12 protein-coding genes, 1 tRNA gene and 1 pseudogene are annotated in these 16,459 nt (G+C 53.8%); 9 read left to right on the top strand and 5 right to left on the bottom strand.

Translation table 11 applies throughout. The annotated features are described in order from the left end of the window. The first annotated feature begins 16 nt into the window (after nucleotides 1–16). From BMX22_RS04865 to BMX22_RS04830, 8 genes are all read left to right on the top strand, one after another. Nucleotides 17–382: a cell division protein ZapA gene (locus BMX22_RS04865; RefSeq protein ID WP_031559713.1), complete on the top strand. Its 366-nt coding sequence runs from the start codon at nucleotides 17–19 to the stop codon at nucleotides 380–382. Next, nucleotides 379–2,415: a U32 family peptidase gene (locus BMX22_RS04860; RefSeq protein WP_074741174.1), complete on the top strand. Its 2,037-nt coding sequence runs from the start codon at nucleotides 379–381 to the stop codon at nucleotides 2,413–2,415. The genes BMX22_RS04865 and BMX22_RS04860 overlap by 4 nt, the downstream gene beginning before the upstream one ends. Continuing rightward, nucleotides 2,415–2,852 (top strand): dUTP diphosphatase, encoded by a 438-nt coding sequence (dut, locus tag BMX22_RS04855; RefSeq protein WP_074741173.1) that lies wholly within the window; start codon nucleotides 2,415–2,417, stop codon nucleotides 2,850–2,852. Before BMX22_RS04860 ends, dut begins: the two co-directional genes overlap by 1 nt. Nucleotides 2,853–2,893: 41 nt before the next feature. Continuing rightward, entirely contained in the window at nucleotides 2,894–3,163 is a 270-nt protein-coding gene (locus tag BMX22_RS04850) for a DUF4321 domain-containing protein (RefSeq protein ID WP_074741171.1), read from the top strand. Between the two features lie 149 nt (nucleotides 3,164–3,312). Further along, on the top strand, nucleotides 3,313–4,329 hold the full coding sequence (locus BMX22_RS04845; RefSeq protein ID WP_031559707.1) for a rod shape-determining protein: 1,017 nt from the start codon (nucleotides 3,313–3,315) through the stop codon (nucleotides 4,327–4,329). Nucleotides 4,330–4,340: 11 nt separating this feature from the next. Further along, nucleotides 4,341–5,216, top strand: coding sequence for a rod shape-determining protein MreC (gene mreC / locus BMX22_RS04840; protein ID WP_074741169.1), 876 nt, complete (start codon nucleotides 4,341–4,343; stop codon nucleotides 5,214–5,216). After that, nucleotides 5,194–5,751, top strand: a complete 558-nt coding sequence (locus BMX22_RS04835; protein ID WP_074741167.1) for a rod shape-determining protein MreD — start codon at nucleotides 5,194–5,196, stop codon at nucleotides 5,749–5,751. The genes mreC and BMX22_RS04835 overlap by 23 nt, the downstream gene beginning before the upstream one ends. A gap of 54 nt (nucleotides 5,752–5,805) precedes the next feature. Beyond that, nucleotides 5,806–7,923, top strand: a complete 2,118-nt coding sequence (locus BMX22_RS04830; RefSeq protein ID WP_074741165.1) for a penicillin-binding transpeptidase domain-containing protein — start codon at nucleotides 5,806–5,808, stop codon at nucleotides 7,921–7,923. A gap of 42 nt (nucleotides 7,924–7,965) precedes the next feature. Here the strand turns inward: BMX22_RS04830 and BMX22_RS15810 are convergent, their stop codons facing one another. Beyond that, nucleotides 7,966–9,300 (bottom strand): GDSL-type esterase/lipase family protein, encoded by a 1,335-nt coding sequence (locus tag BMX22_RS15810; RefSeq protein WP_081349086.1) that lies wholly within the window; start codon nucleotides 9,298–9,300, stop codon nucleotides 7,966–7,968. 388 nt (nucleotides 9,301–9,688) lie between these two features. On the opposite strand from BMX22_RS15810, the gene BMX22_RS04815 reads away from it, so the two are divergent. Further along, nucleotides 9,689–11,014, top strand: a complete 1,326-nt coding sequence (locus BMX22_RS04815) for a hemolysin family protein (protein ID WP_074741163.1) — start codon at nucleotides 9,689–9,691, stop codon at nucleotides 11,012–11,014. A gap of 335 nt (nucleotides 11,015–11,349) precedes the next feature. Here BMX22_RS04815 and BMX22_RS04810 read toward each other — a convergent pair whose 3' ends face one another. The 4 genes and pseudogenes from BMX22_RS04810 to BMX22_RS04795 form a co-directional block, all read right to left on the bottom strand. After that, complete coding sequence (locus BMX22_RS04810; RefSeq protein ID WP_074741161.1) at nucleotides 11,350–13,584, bottom strand: cellulase family glycosylhydrolase; 2,235 nt, start codon at nucleotides 13,582–13,584, stop codon at nucleotides 11,350–11,352. Between the two features lie 316 nt (nucleotides 13,585–13,900). Beyond that, complete coding sequence (locus tag BMX22_RS04805; protein WP_074741159.1) at nucleotides 13,901–14,554, bottom strand: GNAT family N-acetyltransferase; 654 nt, start codon at nucleotides 14,552–14,554, stop codon at nucleotides 13,901–13,903. A 343-nt stretch (nucleotides 14,555–14,897) separates the two neighbouring features. Further along, nucleotides 14,898–14,982: transfer RNA gene (locus BMX22_RS04800), tRNA-Leu, on the bottom strand. Nucleotides 14,983–15,136: 154 nt separating this feature from the next. After that, nucleotides 15,137–16,459 (bottom strand): annotated as a pseudogene (locus BMX22_RS04795) (hypothetical protein); the annotation flags it as partial.

Here is a 16,459-nt window from a genome sequence, read left to right as displayed (position 1 = left end):
AAAGGAAGATACAAAAATGCTTAACGAAGTGAAAGTGATGATTTGCGGAAAGGAGTACAAGCTCAGAACGTCAGAATCACCGAATTACGTGTACTCGCTCGCAAGAGTGCTCGAGGCAAAGATAGACGAGATAGTCAACGCGGGAAGCGGCTCTTCGCCGTATACGGCTTCTATCATGGTCGCTCTTGCACTGCTCGACGACCTCAACAAGTCGAATCAGAGGCTCGAGAATATCCGCACTCAGACCAAGGAGTACGTCGACGAAGCGGGCAAGACCCGTATCGAGCGCGACGCCGCTGTCAAGGAAATAGAGGCGCTCAAGGCGAAGATAGTGCAGCTTGAAAATATGGTCAAGCTCAAACAGCTCAAAGACAGCATATGAGAAAAAAGCCCGAGATACTCGCTCCCGCGGGCAGTCCCGAAACGCTGACAGCCGCCCTCAGAGCGGGGGCTGACGCCGTTTATGTCGGGGGGAAGCGCTTCTCCGCAAGAAGCAGTGCCGCTAACTTCTCGGACGAGGAGCTCGCGGACGCCCTGCGGCTCTGTCACAGCTGCGGCGCGAAGCTCTATCTTGCAGTAAATACGGTCATTTCAGACAGCGAGGCTCCGCTCTTCGCCGACTATATCCGTCGCACGTCCGAGTTCGGAGTAGACGGCTATATCGTGCAGGACCTCGGCGCGGCAGCGATAATACGCGCAGTCGTGCCAGATGCGGTGCTGCATGCCTCCACGCAGATGTCGGTGCATACCGCCGCCGCCGCAAGACTGCTCCGCAGTCTCGGCTATGTGAGAGTCGTTCCCGCGCGTGAGCTCAGCAAAGATGTGCTCGGACGCATCTGCCGCGAGGACGTCGAGGTCGAGGTCTTCGTACACGGTGCGCTGTGTATGTCGGTCTCGGGACAGTGCTATATGTCAGCGATGATAGGCTCGCGCTCCGCGAACCGCGGCTGCTGCGGTCAGGCTTGCCGACTGCCTTTCTCGGCTGTCGGGAATAAGAACACCGCCGCCCTCTCGCTGAAAGACCTGTCTCTCCTCGGACGTGTGGACGAGCTATGTGAGACAGGCGTGGATTCGCTGAAAATAGAGGGCAGGATGAAGCGTCCCGAATATGTGGCTTCGTCCGTCAACGAGCTGAAAAAGGCTCTCGGCGGCGAGGCGCCCGATATGCAGCTTTTGCGAGGGATATTCTCGCGAAGCGGCTTCACAGACGGCTATTTTTCGAGCAAAAGACAGGATATGTTCGGAGTCCGCGAGAAGGACGACGTAACTGCTGCACGCGCGCTTATCCCGCAGATACATGAGCTCTACCGCTCGCCGAGGCAGGTGCATACCGTCGATATGCACGCCGTGATAAAGAACGGCGAGCCTGTCTCTGTGACGGGAGTTTGCGGCGATATTTCGGAGACTGTGACGGGCGAGATGCCCGCCGCCGCTCAGAACCGACCGACTGATATCTCTGCCGTGGAGAAGCAGCTCACGAAGCTCGGAGATACTGTGTTCAGGCTCGGACGCCTGACCGCCGACATCGACGACGGTCTTTTCGTGCCCGCAGGCAGGCTCAACGAGCTGCGCAGACAGCTCGCCGACAGACTGACAGAGGCGGTCATTGAGCGCAATACGCCGCGTTATCATGCGGACGGCGCTCTCCCCGAGCTGCCGATGGTGAAGCGTTTGCCGCGTGCGGGGGAGCTGCCCGTCAGGACTTACTGCCGCACGGCAGAACAGGCTGTTGCCGCCGCAGAGCTTTCGCAGTTTGTGATAGTCCCCGAAAGCCTCGTCAGCGGGGAGCTCATCGCGCGTATCGGCGCGGAAAAGCTCATTATCTCCCCGCCGCGCTTTATTTCCGACGAGGACAGGCTGCTTGCCCGTCTCACGGAGCTGAAAGAACTCGGCGCGGACAGGCTCTTCTGTCATACGCCCGACAGCATCGCGCTCGGTAAATCGCTCGGAATGAGGCTGCACGGCAGCTTCACGCTCAATGTGTACAACTCGTACAGCGCGGAATGTCTGCGCTCGCTCGGGCTTGAGGACTGCGTGTTCTCTATTGAGGCGACAGCCGAGCAATTCGCAAAGGTGCGTACCGTGCTCCCGCTCGGTGCTGTAGTGTACGGGAGGCTGCCGCTCATGCTCACGCGGAATTGTCCGATAAAGAACGAGGTCGGCTGTCAGAAGTGTACGCGCCGCCTAATCGACCGCACGGGGCGCGAGCTGCCCGTCGCGTGCTCGAAGGAGTACGTCGAGGTGCTAAACTCCGATGTGCTGTTCATGGGCGACAGGCTCGCGGAGCTGTCAGGAGCCGACTTCGGGCTGGCTATGCTCCACAATGAGGACGCGAAGGAGACCGTTGCCGCTGTTTTGGGCAGAAAGCCCCTAGGCAATATCACACGCGGACTTTACTACAGAGGTATCGAATAATGAAACTGACATTCAAAAAGCTTAGCGATAAGGCGGTCATACCGTCGAGGGCTACTGCGGGCAGCGCGGGTATGGACATCTGCGCCTGTCTCGACGAGCCCGTCACTCTCGCGCCGAATGAGATCCGTATGATCCCCACGGGGCTGACTGCCGAGTCCGACTGTTCGGATGTGGCTATGCTCATATACCCGCGGTCGGGGCTCTCGACTAAGTACGGCGTTTCGCTCGCGAACTGCGTCGGGGTGGTCGACAGCGACTACCGTGGTGAGTGGTTCATACCGCTCATCAACCACGGAAGCAGAGACTTTACCGTCGAGCACGGCATGAGGATAGCTCAGCTCATTCCGACTAAGGTCATTTTTCCCGAGATAGAGGTCAGCGACTCCCTCACCGAGACAGAAAGAGGAAGCGGCGGCTTCGGCTCTTCGGGAATATAGCATACAGACAAAATGTAATACAAAAGTAAAGGAGAATCATTATGAACAAGGTAATCTATATGTCATTCCTCGCAGTAAGCGCTATTGTGCTCGGAGGCTTCCTCGGCGGAGTCGTCGACGGTGCGGCAGGGCTCAGCTTCCTTTCCTACGCCAAGACCTTCGCTTTCAATCCCGGGACTATCGACCTCGGCATTTTCAGCTTCACTTTCGGTGTGAGCCTCAGTATCAATATCTCGCAGATACTGCTCATTATCATCGCCATCATTGTATACTACAACACCGCTCCCAAGCTTTTCACTCCTAAAAAATAATTCACAGTTTTTGTGACTGCCCGCATACATATGTGTCGGATTTTCTACAAATTTCCCGCAAGGATAAATTTCTCAGCAAAAATTGTTGTCTATTTGCGGGTTTGGTGATATAATATTAAAGATTGAGAAAAAGACAAAGGAGCTGCACAATGTTTACTAAGGACATCGGAATTGACCTCGGTACCGCCAATACGCTCGTGTATCTGCGCGGAAAAGGCATAATAATCAGAGAGCCTTCCGTGGTCGCTGTAAATACAAGAACGGATAAGACACGCTATGTCGGCATGGAGGCAAAGGAGGTCATCGGACGCACCCCGGGCTCTATCGTTGCTGTCCGCCCGCTCAAGGACGGCGTTATTGCTGACTTCGACATAGCCACAACTATGCTTCAGGAGTTCATCAAAAAGGCTCTGAAGGGCACCATCCTCACTAAGGCTAACGTCATAATCTGCATTCCCTCGGGCGTTACGGCTGTAGAGCGCCGCGCCGTCAGGGAGTCCTGCAAGAAGGCAGGCGCAAACAACGTCCTCATCATCGAGGAGCCTATGGCTGCCGCTATAGGTGCGGGTCTGCCGACCAATGACCCCGCGGGCAGCATGATAGTCGATATCGGAGGCGGTACCAGCGAGGTCGCTGTGATCGCGCTCGGAGGCATCGTAGCTTCACGCTCTATTCGCTGTGCGGGCGATGAGTTCGATACCGCTATCATCAACTACATCAAGAAGAAGTATAACCTCCTCATCGGCGAGAGGACTGCCGAGAATATCAAGATAGAGATAGGCTCGGCTTTCCCAAGCGACAAGGAGGATACAATGGAGATAAAGGGCAGGAACCTCCTCAACGGTCTGCCCGAGAACGTGACTGTAAACTCCGCCGAGATACGCGACGCGCTCGTTGAGCCGCTCGCTAAGGTCATCGACGCCATCAAGGCGACCCTCGAGGAGACTCCGCCCGAGCTCTCTGCGGATATCATCGACCACGGCATTACTCTCGCAGGCGGCGGCGCTCTGCTGCGTGGTCTCGACAAGCTCATCAACCGCGAGACAAGTATGCCCGTTTATATCGCCGAGTACCCCCTCGACTGCGTCGCTGAGGGTACGGGCAAGATACTTGAAAATATCAGCGACTATCAGGACGCGCTTACGGATAACGTCAAGTATTACTAAGGAGGCTCTCAATGCGTGAATTTCTGAAGAGCACCAGATTCAAGGTGCTGCTTGGCTTCCTCGCATTCCTCGTGGGTATCATGATATACGCCGTTACTAAGGGCGGCTATTCGCTGTCGGGGGCTTCGTTCGTGCAGACCGCGACCAAGCCCTTCCGCTATGTAAGCAACGGCATATCCATGAAAATGGAACGCGTGACCGACAGGATCAGCCACGCCGATGCGTACTACGAGGAGAATATGCGCCTCAAAAAGCAGATAGGCGAGCTAAATAAACAGCTCACCGACTACGATGACCTCAAAAAAGAGGTCGAGGAGCTCCGTAAGCTCGTGGTCATCAAGGAACAGCACCCCGACGAGGTCTTCTCAGAGCCCGCGGAAGTGCTCGGATATATCACAAATGACCCGTTCAAGGGCTTCACGATAGACAAGGGCTCGTCAGACGGTATCATGCCTTACTGCCCTGTCATCACGCCCGAGGGTGTCGTCGGCATCACTATCGAGGTGTCTGCTACGACCTCTACCGTCCGCACGATACTCTCCCCCGACCTTTCAATTGCGGCGGTCTGCTCGTCTACAAGCACTGACTTCGGTATCGTCGAGGGTACCGTGCTCACCGCCGAGAAGAGCACCACCAAGCTCACTCACCTCAGCAAAGACCACAAGCTCAAACAGGGCGACCTCATCATCACTTCGGGCAACAGCGGTCTCTTCCCCAAAGATATGGCGATAGGCACCGTCAGAAATACGGGCTTTGAGGCAAACGGCCTTTCCGCCTGCGCCGAGATAGAGCCCTGCGCCGATATCACCCGCCTCAGTACGGTCTTCGTTATCCTCGACTTCACAGGCAAAAAGGAGGACGCAGATGCGGCTAAAGACACCCCGTGAGAAGCGTATCCTCTACACTAAAACCACTGTGCGCTGGATACTCTACTACCTGCTCATATTGCTTTTTTTCACTATAATGACCTCGGGCACGTACACTAAGCCTATGCTGCTCGTGCCTGCGGCTATATGCGTCGCTATCGGCAACGATGTCATGGCTGCTGCTGTGACGGGAGCTGTCTGCGGCTTCCTTACGGATATGGCGTGCGGCAGGCTCTTCGGCTATAACGCTGTGCTGCTGACTGTCTTCTGCGTCGCGGCTTCGCTCATCTTCGAGCTCTACCTCCGCAACAAATTCGTCAACTACCTCTGGATAACCGCCGTCGCGTCGTTTTTGCAGTGCTGGCTCGACTATAAGTTCTACTACGAGATATGGGACTATGAGAACGTCAGCCGCATTTTTACACACGTGAGCCTTAAAGTCTGGGGACTAACGGTCGTCGCGTCGGTCGTGGTGTATGCGCTCTACAAGCTGATAAACCACTTCCTTATGCCAAAAGAACACCTCACCATCGAGGAGGTCATCAAAACTTCATGATACAAAGAGGGCGGATAATATCCGCCCCTATGATTTGCTGCAAAGGAGCAAAATGTGAAAAGTATTACCGATAATATCAAATCAATCATTATCGTCACCATCGTCGTTCTGCTCGGTACGTTCGCGTCGATGAGACTGATGAAGATACAGGTCGTCGGAAGCGAGAATATCGTCACCCATAAGACCTACGGCAGCGATGCACTTACCTACGTGCGGGAGATCACTCCCACGCGCGGCGAGATACTCGACTTCAACGGGAATGTCCTCGTCGAGAATACCACACGCTGCGACCTTGTGCTGCGCAAGGCTTTCTTCACCGAGGATATCGCCGAGGGAAACAGCTGCCTGCTCGAGATATACAAAGCTCTTCTTGAGCATGGCTATGAATTCGAGGATACCCTACCCATTACCAAGACCATGCCCTATGAGTTCACCAAGGAGGACGTCGCGGAAATGGTCGGATCACTCAACCTCAACCCCTACGCGACCGCCGAAAACTGCATTGACAAGCTCATATCCGACTATAAGATAGACGAGAGCTACTCTCCCGACGAGAAACGTATTATCGCGGGTATGCGCTATACCATGATGGATAAGGACTTCTCGTACAGCCTCGACCTCGTGCTCGCCAAGAATGTTGACCACCAGACTGTCATTGATATGAAGGAGCTCGGTAACTTCTGCCGCGGTATCGAGGCTGTCGACGCCGCCGAGCGTGAGATAGTCCGCGGGGATATCCTCCCCCATGAGATAGGCGTTATCGGTCCTATCTACGCCGAAGAGTACGATGACCTTAAGGACAAGGGCTATGCCATGAACGACTATGTCGGCAAGAGCGGCATCGAGCTCGCTATGGAAAAAGAGCTCCGCGGCAAGGCAGGCACCGAGGAGGTCACTGTCGTTGACGGCGCTATCGTCGACGTCAAGACCCGCGAGGAAACTGTCCCGGGCGAGAGCGTCAAGCTCACCGTGGACGGCGCTTATCAGCTGAAATTGCAGGGCATTCTCGACAAGTTCCTCAAGGACCGCCCCTTCTACAACGGCAATAAGGTCAACAAGGGCGCACTTGTCGTGCTCGATGCGAAAACAGGCGCTGTTAAGGGTATGGCTACCGCTCCGACCTATAATCTCAAGGATATGACCGAGGACTATGAGAGCCTCGTAAAGGCGGAAAACTCACCGATGTTCAACCGCTGTACGTGGGGACAGTACCTCCCGGGCTCGACCTTCAAGACCGTTACAGCTACCGCGGGTCTGAACGAGGGCGTCATCACGGGAAATTCCACCTTCAACTGCACAAGGAACTATGAATTCTACGGCGGAAAATTCCAGTGTACAGGCTATCACGGCGCCATATCCGTAAGGCGCGCGATAGAGGTATCATGCAACATCTTCTTCTACGAGACCTCGCGCAATCTCGGCATCGACAATATCACCAAGTATGCAAAGCTGTACGGACTCGGAAGCAGTACGGGTATCGAAACAGGCGATGCGGCAGGCTTTCTCTGTAACCCCGAGACCTTCGCCGAGCGCGGCGAGCCGTGGTATATCGGCTACGTAATACAGGCAGGTATCGGCAACCAAGCCTGCGGATTCACGCCGCTCCAGCTCGCAAATGTTGCCGCTACGATAGGCAACCGAGGTGTGCGCTATCAGCCTTATCTCGTGGACAGCCTCTACACCTACGGCTCGAATGAGCTCGTCAAGAAGACAAAGCCCACTGTCGCTGACGAGATAGACCTCAACTATGACTACGTCTATGACTACATCATCGACGGTATGATAGACGCGGCAAGAGCCTGCCCTGCGCCATATCAGCTCACCGACCTCGGTTTCTCCGTGGCTATAAAGACGGGTACTCCGCAGACCGATATGAACGATAAGAACAAGCAGAACTCCGTATTTATCGGCTTCGCTCCCGCTGATGACCCCGAGATAGCCTTTGCGGGCGTCATCGAGGGCGGCGAATACTCGAAGTACATGATACGCGATATCATTCTCTCGTATCAGCAGTGCTACGGGCTCAACGGCGTAAAGCCCACGGCTCAGCTGCCCGCGGAGGTACGCAACGGCACTACGGCTGCTGCTGCGGCTGCCACCACGACAAGCAGCAATACTGCGGTCACTTCCACGACTGCAACAACTTCCACAACGGCTGTTCCCGCGCAATAATGCACAAATCCCCGCTGCATATGACTTGCAGCGGGGATATTTTTATGCGAGATATTCGGGCAGGCTCTTTGTACCGCCTGTCGAGATGTAGGAGTAGTAGCCGAGTATCGCCGAGGCGTCCTTAGCGTCGATGAGGGCATCGCCGTTTACATTGGCTGCCTTCTTCTGCTCTGCCGACAAGCCCGTGTCTGCGCCCGTTGACGACTTCGAGTATGCTGTGAGTATGAACGATGAGTCCTTGGCGTCTATATTGCCGTCGCCGTTGGGGTCGCCGAGCTTAATGCCGCTTTCCTCGGGAGCTGTTGTCGCTGCGACCTTATTGTACGTTGCAAGTGCCGCGGCTGGATAGCCTGCCTTGTCGGCAAGCTTGTCGTAGGTCTGAACTATGAGGTCGCCGCCTTTGTCCTTGGTACCTATAGTGTCAATGACCTTTGCCGCTATCGCTACGTGTCCCGCCTGTGTGGGGTGGAAGTCCATTTCGGAGCGGTCTCTCTGCATATTGGTGAAGTACCAGCTGTACTTCGCGCCCGAATCGTCGAGAGAGGTAAAGTCTGTGTATACGTCTGCGATGAGCGCGCCGCCGAGGTCAGCCTCCATAAGCTGTTCGCGGAAGGACTCGGTCACCGCTCCGAATACGGGTCTGAGAAGGTTCATGACCTTGAGAGCGTTGCCTGTATAGGTCGCTTTGTAGTATTCCTCCTCGAACTGGGCGGGGTCGTATATGGTCTGATATACCACCTTCGCCTCGGGATTCAGCGCCTCGATATCGGCGTTTATCTTCTTGATGTTCGGGATAACGCGCGTTTCGATAATACAGTCATATGCAGCATGATCTGCCTTCTTGAATACCATGTTGCCGCGCAGCTTCTGGATATTCGAGTTCATCGGCACGGGATTCTCGGACGCATAGGTCTTCAGAGCCTCTCTGTCAACAAGGCGGTCGAGGTCCGCAAAGGTGGGCTTCTCGGGGATATCTGCCTTTGTGTAGCCGCTCTTCAGCACTCCGACATTAGCGCAGACTTTGAGCAGGTAATTCGACGCATATTGCAGCATATCATTGCCGCCGACGGATACTATCACATAGTCCGCTCCCTTTATCGAGGCAGACAGCTCCGTGGTGGGAGATTCGAGCGCGGCGATGAGGTCGGTCGTGGCATCGCCCGATTTAGCGTAGTTGTCGGTCTTGGCGCCGTAGTAATTGCCGACTATCTCGCCGTAGGTCTTTTCGCCCTCTGCAAGTCCGTAGCCCGAAGCTATGCTGTCTCCGAGGACTACTATGCTGCTGATATCTTCAGCGGCGGCGGCTGTTCCCGAAAAGGGAAGTGCTGCTGACACCGCTATTGCCGCTGACATGATCGCGGACAGTATTTTTTTCATATTTTTTCCTCCTGTTTCTTTCGGCGGAACAAGTCCGCTGTATTAAAATTATATACTAAATCAAAAAATAAGTCAAGTGCGACAGTGTGAAAATTGCTGGAAATCAAATGATAATAATGGCGGGCGGCAGGGCATTTTGTAGGGCGCGGGCGCACGGAATGCGCCGCTACTTGACAAGCTGCGTTTTTTATGATATGATACTATTAATGTTTTTATCTGAAATCAGCTTCGGAGGTGAGAATCTTAATGGACAGTACCCCTGACGGGTGTTATTACCGATATTCCTTTGTTATATCCGATATCTCAAGGCATGGTCTGTTCCCATTCAGGTTATAGGCTATGCCTTTTCGTGCTTGTTTTTGACTACTGATAATAACGGAGGATAATTATGTTAGGGCAGATAATTCTGCAAATCGTGCTCATCGCTCTCAACGCCGCTTTCGCCTGCGCTGAGATCGCGGTGATCTCTGTAAACGACGCAAAGCTCGACAAGCTCGCCGCAAGCGGCAACAAAAAAGCTGTCAAGCTTAAAAAACTTACAAGTCAGCCGGCCCGCTTCCTCGCGACGATACAAGTCGCTATCACTCTCTCGGGCTTTATCGGTGCGGCGTTCGCTGCCGATAACTTCTCGGAGCGCCTCACCGCTGTCATAATGAAAGCGGGTATCGGTTTCCCCGAAGGCGTGCTGCGTACAGTCTCGGTCATCGCGATAACGCTCCTGCTCGCGTACATTACGCTCGTTTTCAGCGAGCTCGTCCCCAAGCGCCTCGCGATGAAATACTCCGAGAAGCTCGCGCTCGGTATGGCAGGGCTGATACGCTTTACTCAGGTGCTGTTCGCTCCGCTGGTGTGGATACTCAATATCTCCACCAACGTCGTTCTCCGCTTGTTCGGCGTCGACCCGAACAAGGAGGAGGATACTGTTACCGAGGAGGAAATATTGATGATGTCCGACGCGGGCGCCGAAAAAGGCACTATCGACGAGGACGAGAACCGCATCATCAAGAACGTTTTCGCATTCGATGATACTACCGCCGAGCAGGTCTGCACCCACCGCACCGACGTTTCCGTGCTCTGGAGCAGCGACCCCGTCGAGACGTGGGAGGAAACTATCCACCGCACCCGCCACTCCGTATTCCCGATATGCGGCGAAAGCGTGGACAATGTCATCGGTATCCTCAATGCCAAGGACTACTTCCGCCTTGACAACAAGAGCCGCGATAACATCATGGCTCACGCCGTACATGAGCCGTACTTCGTCCACGAGGGCATGAAAGCGGACGCTCTCTTCGCTCAGATGAAGAAAAAAGGCGCCGACCACTTCGCTGTGGTCGTGGACGAATACGGCGGTATGACGGGTATCGTCACCGTTACCGACCTCGTTGAACAGCTCGTAAGTGAGTTCGACGACGACGAAACGGGCGAATCTGAGGCGGAATTCGAGCAGATAGCCGACGACCAGTGGCTCATCCCTGGAATAATGCCGCTGAGCGAGGTCTGTGAGGAGCTCGGCATAACGCTCCCCGCCGATAAGTTCGATACCTTCGGCGGTTACGTCATCGCGGGACTCGGTGAGATACCCAAGGACGGCTCCAAGACCTATCTCGAATGTGATGGGCTGCGCATCGACGTGCTTGAGATACACCACCACCGTGTTGAGCTCTGCCGCGTGAAAAAGCTCCACACCGAGGTCAGGGACGAAGACGAAGAATAAAAAGGGATATGTCGGTGAGGCTGTCCCACTTGGACACGCTCTCCGCTTACGCACGCACTGCGGGGAGTCACCCTCAAACTCCTTTCCTAAAACTTTCAAATTAAATTTTGCCCCTATGGGGTACTCTCATTGAAAAGAAAGATTTACTCTTTTCGTATCAGGAGAGTACCCCATAGGGGCAAAATTTGGACTAAAAGTCTTTGGAAATGGGTTCGGGGGAAACCTTTCTTCAGAAAGGTTTCCCCCGATACATATCCCGTAATACTTACGTATAGGTGCAGCCCTTATTGGCGCGGCACTTTAATATGATAGAGTGTATATCCGAATTATCGGGCTCAGCCTGCGAGCGGAAGGTCTTTTTCGGTGAGGACGCCGGCGTCAACTCTCTGGATAATGAGAGCGTCGTTAGCAGTGATACCGCTCTGACCGTCAACGTCAGCATTTACCTTACCCTGAGCCTTGAGCTCATACTTATCCTTGTTGGCGATATGCTGGAGGATAGCAACAGCATCGGCAACGGTGCACTTATTGTCGAGGTTAGCGTCACCGATAACAGTTACGCTGAGAACATCGCCCTCAGTAGTAGTAGTTGCAAGAGACGAATCAGCTGTTGTTGTAGCTGTTGTAATTGTTGTGGTTTCTGTTGTAGTTGTTTCTGTGGTGGATACAACTGTGCCGGGCTGTTCTGCAGAGAAATCATAGTCCTTCATATCAACGAGCTCGGGCTGATACCAGATCTGGCACTCAGCGGACTTGAGGTCTGCGGGGAACTTTGTGCGGTCGATCTCAACAGTGAGCTTACCGTCAGCATCGGTCTTGCCTTCCCACTTTACCTCTTCCCAGCCGTCGCCGTTGAATCCAACAGCGCCGTTGGTAATAGTATTGGGCTCGCCCTCGAAGTAGAGAACGAGGCTGCCCTCGTCCTTGGGAGCGTTTGCAAAGTCGATCTTGTACTTTTTGGTCTTGTCAACGGGTACGTCTATCTGTACCTCGGGAGCGTTGAGGATGACCATCTTCTCGATAGTAGTAACCTTGTCAGTTCTTGCCTGCATATGGTTAACAGTGGAGAGATCCTGCCATGCTGCGGGGAGCTGCTGGCTTACGAGGTAGTAAGCGATGCCGTTCTCCTCGTCAACTGTGTAGGGCTTGAACTCTGTCCAGTTGCCGTATTCAGCATCTGAGAATGCGAGTACGGGAGTTGTGCCTGTGAACTTGATAGCAACTTCCTTGCCCTCGAGCTCGCTCCAAGCGATCTCCTGACCGGGAGTTGTGTTCTCGTAGGTCTTGGACTTGGAAGCATCTATCTCGATAGCCTCGTCTCTGAATACCTTACCTGCGGAGAGGTCCTGATGTGTGTATGTGGGAGCCTTGCCCTCGCTGCCCCAGACGATAGAATCATCGTTCATTATCTCCATCATCTTGTTGATGATGGGGAGGCTTGCCTCGTGCCATTCACCTGTTGTACGGTTGATGTAGCCGTGGCACTCGCCGGGGTCCTTGGGGTTCTCAACAGTGTTGTTGTCCCAGAGACAGCAGGGGATGCCGTACTTCTTTGTAGTTGTGAAGTACTGTGTAGTCCAAGCAACGCGAGCCTCTGTGTTGCCGAAGTTTGAAGTACCCATCTCACCGATTACAACGGGGATATCCTTCTCGATGAAGAGGTCGCGCATACCCTGAAGAGTATCAGCGAGGTTCTGAGCGTAAGCACCTGTGAAAGTTGAATGGTCCTCAACGGCGGTGTTCATTGTGAAGTCATAAGGAGTATAAGCGTGGATAGAAACTGCGAGATACTTGTCGTTCTCGGGGAGCTTTATCTCCTTGAGGAATGTCTGCTCAGCGGAAGCAACGTAGCCGGGGAGCATGAGGAGACGGGTCTTTGCGTAAGGACCGTCCATGCCTCTGATGAGCTTTACGAAGTCAGCCTCGAGCTTGTTGATGACCTCGCACTCGGGAACAGGCTCAGCAGCCCACCACTCGTGGTCTGTACCTGCTGCACGGGGCTCGTTCATGCACTCGAAGATGAGGTGCTGGTCGTAGTCCTTGAACTCGGTAGCGATCTGAGTCCAGATCTTCATGAGCTTGGGCTGCATCTCGTCGTAAGCGTTGGCGAAATCAGCGCGGTTTATCCAGTTCTCGTGGTGAACATTAAGGATGATGTACATATCGTTCTTGATACCGTAGTCAACAACTTCCTTGACACGAGCCATCCACTCGGGGTCAATGTTGTTGTCGGCGTCGAGGTGCTGGAACCATGTTGTAGGAACGCGGACAGTGTTGAATCCCTTAGCCTTGATAGCGTCGAACAGCTGCTGGTTAGCCTTGGGGCAGCCCCATGAAGTCTCGGTTTCGAGACCTGCTGTAGCATAGTCTCCGTTCTTGTCGCCCGCCTTGGCGTCAAGGGTGTTTCCGAGATTCCAGCCGACCTTCATGTTCTCGGTGATCTCGAAAGCTGTCATCGTATCAGCGGCAACAGCCTTGTCCATAACATTGATGGACGGGATCGAGGTGAACACCATAGCGATTGAAGCGACGGTGCTCACAGCTCTTGAGATGAATTTGTTTTTTAGCATAAATACCCTCCCATAGATTTGTAATTTTCCATTTGGCGACACAGTGCAGGAAGCCGCCATGGCTTAATGCCTGTCTTGATTTTATCATATTGCACTAAAGAAGTCAAGCGGATTTGGTGAATTCGCCTGTCAGTCAGTCGTAGAATTATCGCGGATCCTTTTAGGCAAAACGCACAAAGAGAGGAAGCCATTTTAGTGGATATCGCAACAGAAATGTTATATATTTATTAATAAAGCATCGTAATTAACGATTATTCCCGATAAAGAATGACCGGCGGAAGAACCCCTCCGTCGGTCATTTCTTTACTATTTGTTATCAGGTTATCGCAGAGTGACTGTGTATCCAGAACTCCTCCTGGCTTGGCTGCCAGCCCTTCACCTTTGGCGGGAAGAGCGCATCGAACTCGGCAACAGCCTTCTCGTCGTCGCACGGAGCGTCAACATCGGACGGGTGATAGAACCACTTTCTGCCGTCGAGAGCACCGTCGGTCAGCTCTTTGACGAGGAGCGCGGCAGGGAAGACATCCCCCTCGAAGCAGACGTTGAACTTCTTGCAGCTCTTGTAGCCGCGTGCGACGTAGTTGTCGGGGTTGCCGAAGTTGACCACCGTATCATAGCCCATATCCCGAGCGACAGCGAACGTATGCTCAAGCAGAGCCTTGCCGATGCCTCTGCGCTGGAACTCGGGGAGCACGCACAGCGGACCCATAGTGACGATATCCTTCACGCAGCCCTGCTCATCGACGAGCTTAGACTTGCAGTACATGACAGCGCCGACGATCTTACCGTCAGCGACGGCTACGAAGTCGAGCTCGGGGATAAAATCGGGGTGATCGCGCATTATATGGATGAAGTAGTGCTCGAAGCAGCCGGGTACCGAGAGGTTCCAGAAAGCCTCACGAGCGAGATTTTCGACTTCACAGAAGTCGTTTTTGTTTTCTCTGCGGATGATGATGTCGGTATTATTCATTATTTTTCCTCCTGAATATGGTTGACAAGACACGGGAGGTTTGTGTGGGATAGTATTCGCAAACCGCCCGTTTACGCTGCTATCTCCTTTTTCATCGTATTTTTCAAACACTTTCTCCTTAAAGATATTGCGGACTGACCGCTGAAGACATTATATCACGCGAGCCGAATAAAGTCAAGGCTTTTCACAGCAGGGGAGGCGGTGCCCTGAGTAAGATCGGAAGCACCCGAGAGATCACGTATCAGCCGCATCGGATACGGAGCGATTTATCGGCGTTTATGGTGAGCCAAAAAAATCGCGTTCCACAAGAAGTGAAACGCGAAACTGCGCGTCTGTTCGACGCTGGTGCGAGTAATGGGACTTGAACCCATACGTCTGTCGACACACGCCCCTCAAACGTGCCTGTCTGCCTATTCCAGCACACTCGCATACAGTATCAATCGACTGCTTTAATATTATACCAGAGATCGGAGCGCTTGTCAAGCATTTTTTGAAAAAAATTTCAAAAAGCGGAAAAACAGCATCGGGAGGAGGGGGTTCACGGCGAAAAAGACCGCAGACACAAGCCTGCGGTCATGTTCATTATATGTTGTTGTTCTCGGAGAGCACCTTCATCGACTTTATCTGATAGCCCTCGCTTGTCTGGATGAGCTTGAACTCGACGGATTTCGACGAAGTTTTAGGCAGCCACTCGGGCAGCTCGTCGATGTAGTCGACGGTCAGTGTATACTCGCTGCCGCTCTTGGTCACGGACTTTATCTCGGGCGAGTAAGTGAAGGTAACGGGAGTGAGCGGAACATTGTACGACTCCTTCTCCTCGTTATAGTAGAATCTCGACTCTGCGGGTCCCACGGTCGTATGAGTGAGCTCGGGGAGGTCATCGCCGAAGAGTTTTACGGCATAAGACTCAACGTCAACAGCAGGCACTCTCACGACGTCGAACGTTTTCTCGTAGCTGTCGAGCGTACCGTCGGACATTATCATTGACCATATAGCCGCCGTTATGACTTGGTCGGAGGTGAGCTGCGAAGGCTCATCGAATGACTCGATATCCATGATAACAGCGGGATAGACCACATCGGCGAATCCTGTTTTCTTGGAATCGCCCGATGTGAACGAGCCGAGGAGCTTTACAGCCGTAGCGATCACGGTCACGAGACCGACGCACGCAAGCACCGCGAACACGATCCCGAAGACGGTATACAGGCGTTTTTTGAGGCTTTTGCCGCCCGCGGCATCGGACTCGTCCTCTTCTGTTTTTTCGCTTCTCTCAGCGATTATCTCGTCGGGGTCCTCGTCCATTATTTTTTCGAGCGCAGAGGTTATCTTGCCCTTGGGTTTCTCGGCATCCTCGGCAGGAGCCTCCTCTTCGCCCGCTTTTTTCTTTTCAAAGAAGCGTTTTTTGCGTTCTTCCGCCTTGTCCTCCTGCTCATTCTCGGGCTTGTCGGAGGTCTCCTCATCTGCGGGAGCGTCCTCCTCGGGCTCGGGAGTCTCGTCGAGCTCGGAGAGCTTCTTTTCCGCGTCCTCGCGGATAGTATCTATCATATTTCCGACAGGGTCGGACTCAGGCGCATCAGCGTTTTCCTCGGGAGCATCCGCGGTCTCTGCCGCCTCATTATCGGTGTCGTTTTCAGCCGCAACAGCCGCAAAAGCCGCAGCCATGAGCTCGTCAACGGTAGGCTCGCCGCCGAGGCTGTCCTCGGTCTGCGAAGAAGTGACGACGTTTATCTCCTCCTCGAAGGAGAATGCGGGAGCTTCCTCGGCGTCCTCGGCAGCTTTTTTAGCCGCTTCGAGCCTCTGCCTTTCGGCTTCCTCGGCAGCCTTCTTAGCCGCTTCGAGCCTCTGCCTCTCGGCATCCTCGGCAGCTTTCTTAGCCGCTTCGAGCCTCTGCCTCTCAGCTTCCTC

The sequence above is a fragment of the Ruminococcus sp. YRD2003 genome (genome assembly GCA_900109435.1).
Lineage (GTDB): Bacteria > Bacillota > Clostridia > Oscillospirales > Ruminococcaceae > Ruminococcus > Ruminococcus flavefaciens_G.
Note: the sequence above shows the minus strand (reverse complement) of the source record. Positions and strands in the feature narration are given on the sequence as shown.

What these genes read in the sequence shown, in the direction of transcription:
- BMX22_RS04805 (WP_074741159.1), bottom strand. Translation starts at nt 14,554, where the DNA reads ATGAATAATACCGACATCATCATCCGCAGAGAAAACAAAAACGACTTC.
- BMX22_RS15810 (WP_081349086.1), bottom strand. Translation starts at nt 9,300, where the DNA reads ATGAAAAAAATACTGTCCGCGATCATGTCAGCGGCAATAGCGGTGTCA.
- BMX22_RS04850 (WP_074741171.1), top strand. Translation starts at nt 2,894, where the DNA reads ATGAACAAGGTAATCTATATGTCATTCCTCGCAGTAAGCGCTATTGTG.
- BMX22_RS04860 (WP_074741174.1), top strand. Translation starts at nt 379, where the DNA reads ATGAGAAAAAAGCCCGAGATACTCGCTCCCGCGGGCAGTCCCGAAACG.
- mreC (WP_074741169.1), top strand. Translation starts at nt 4,341, where the DNA reads ATGCGTGAATTTCTGAAGAGCACCAGATTCAAGGTGCTGCTTGGCTTC.
- BMX22_RS04835 (WP_074741167.1), top strand. Translation starts at nt 5,194, where the DNA reads ATGCGGCTAAAGACACCCCGTGAGAAGCGTATCCTCTACACTAAAACC.
- BMX22_RS04865 (WP_031559713.1), top strand. Translation starts at nt 17, where the DNA reads ATGCTTAACGAAGTGAAAGTGATGATTTGCGGAAAGGAGTACAAGCTC.
- dut (WP_074741173.1), top strand. Translation starts at nt 2,415, where the DNA reads ATGAAACTGACATTCAAAAAGCTTAGCGATAAGGCGGTCATACCGTCG.
- BMX22_RS04810 (WP_074741161.1), bottom strand. Translation starts at nt 13,584, where the DNA reads ATGCTAAAAAACAAATTCATCTCAAGAGCTGTGAGCACCGTCGCTTCA.
- BMX22_RS04845 (WP_031559707.1), top strand. Translation starts at nt 3,313, where the DNA reads ATGTTTACTAAGGACATCGGAATTGACCTCGGTACCGCCAATACGCTC.
- BMX22_RS04815 (WP_074741163.1), top strand. Translation starts at nt 9,689, where the DNA reads ATGTTAGGGCAGATAATTCTGCAAATCGTGCTCATCGCTCTCAACGCC.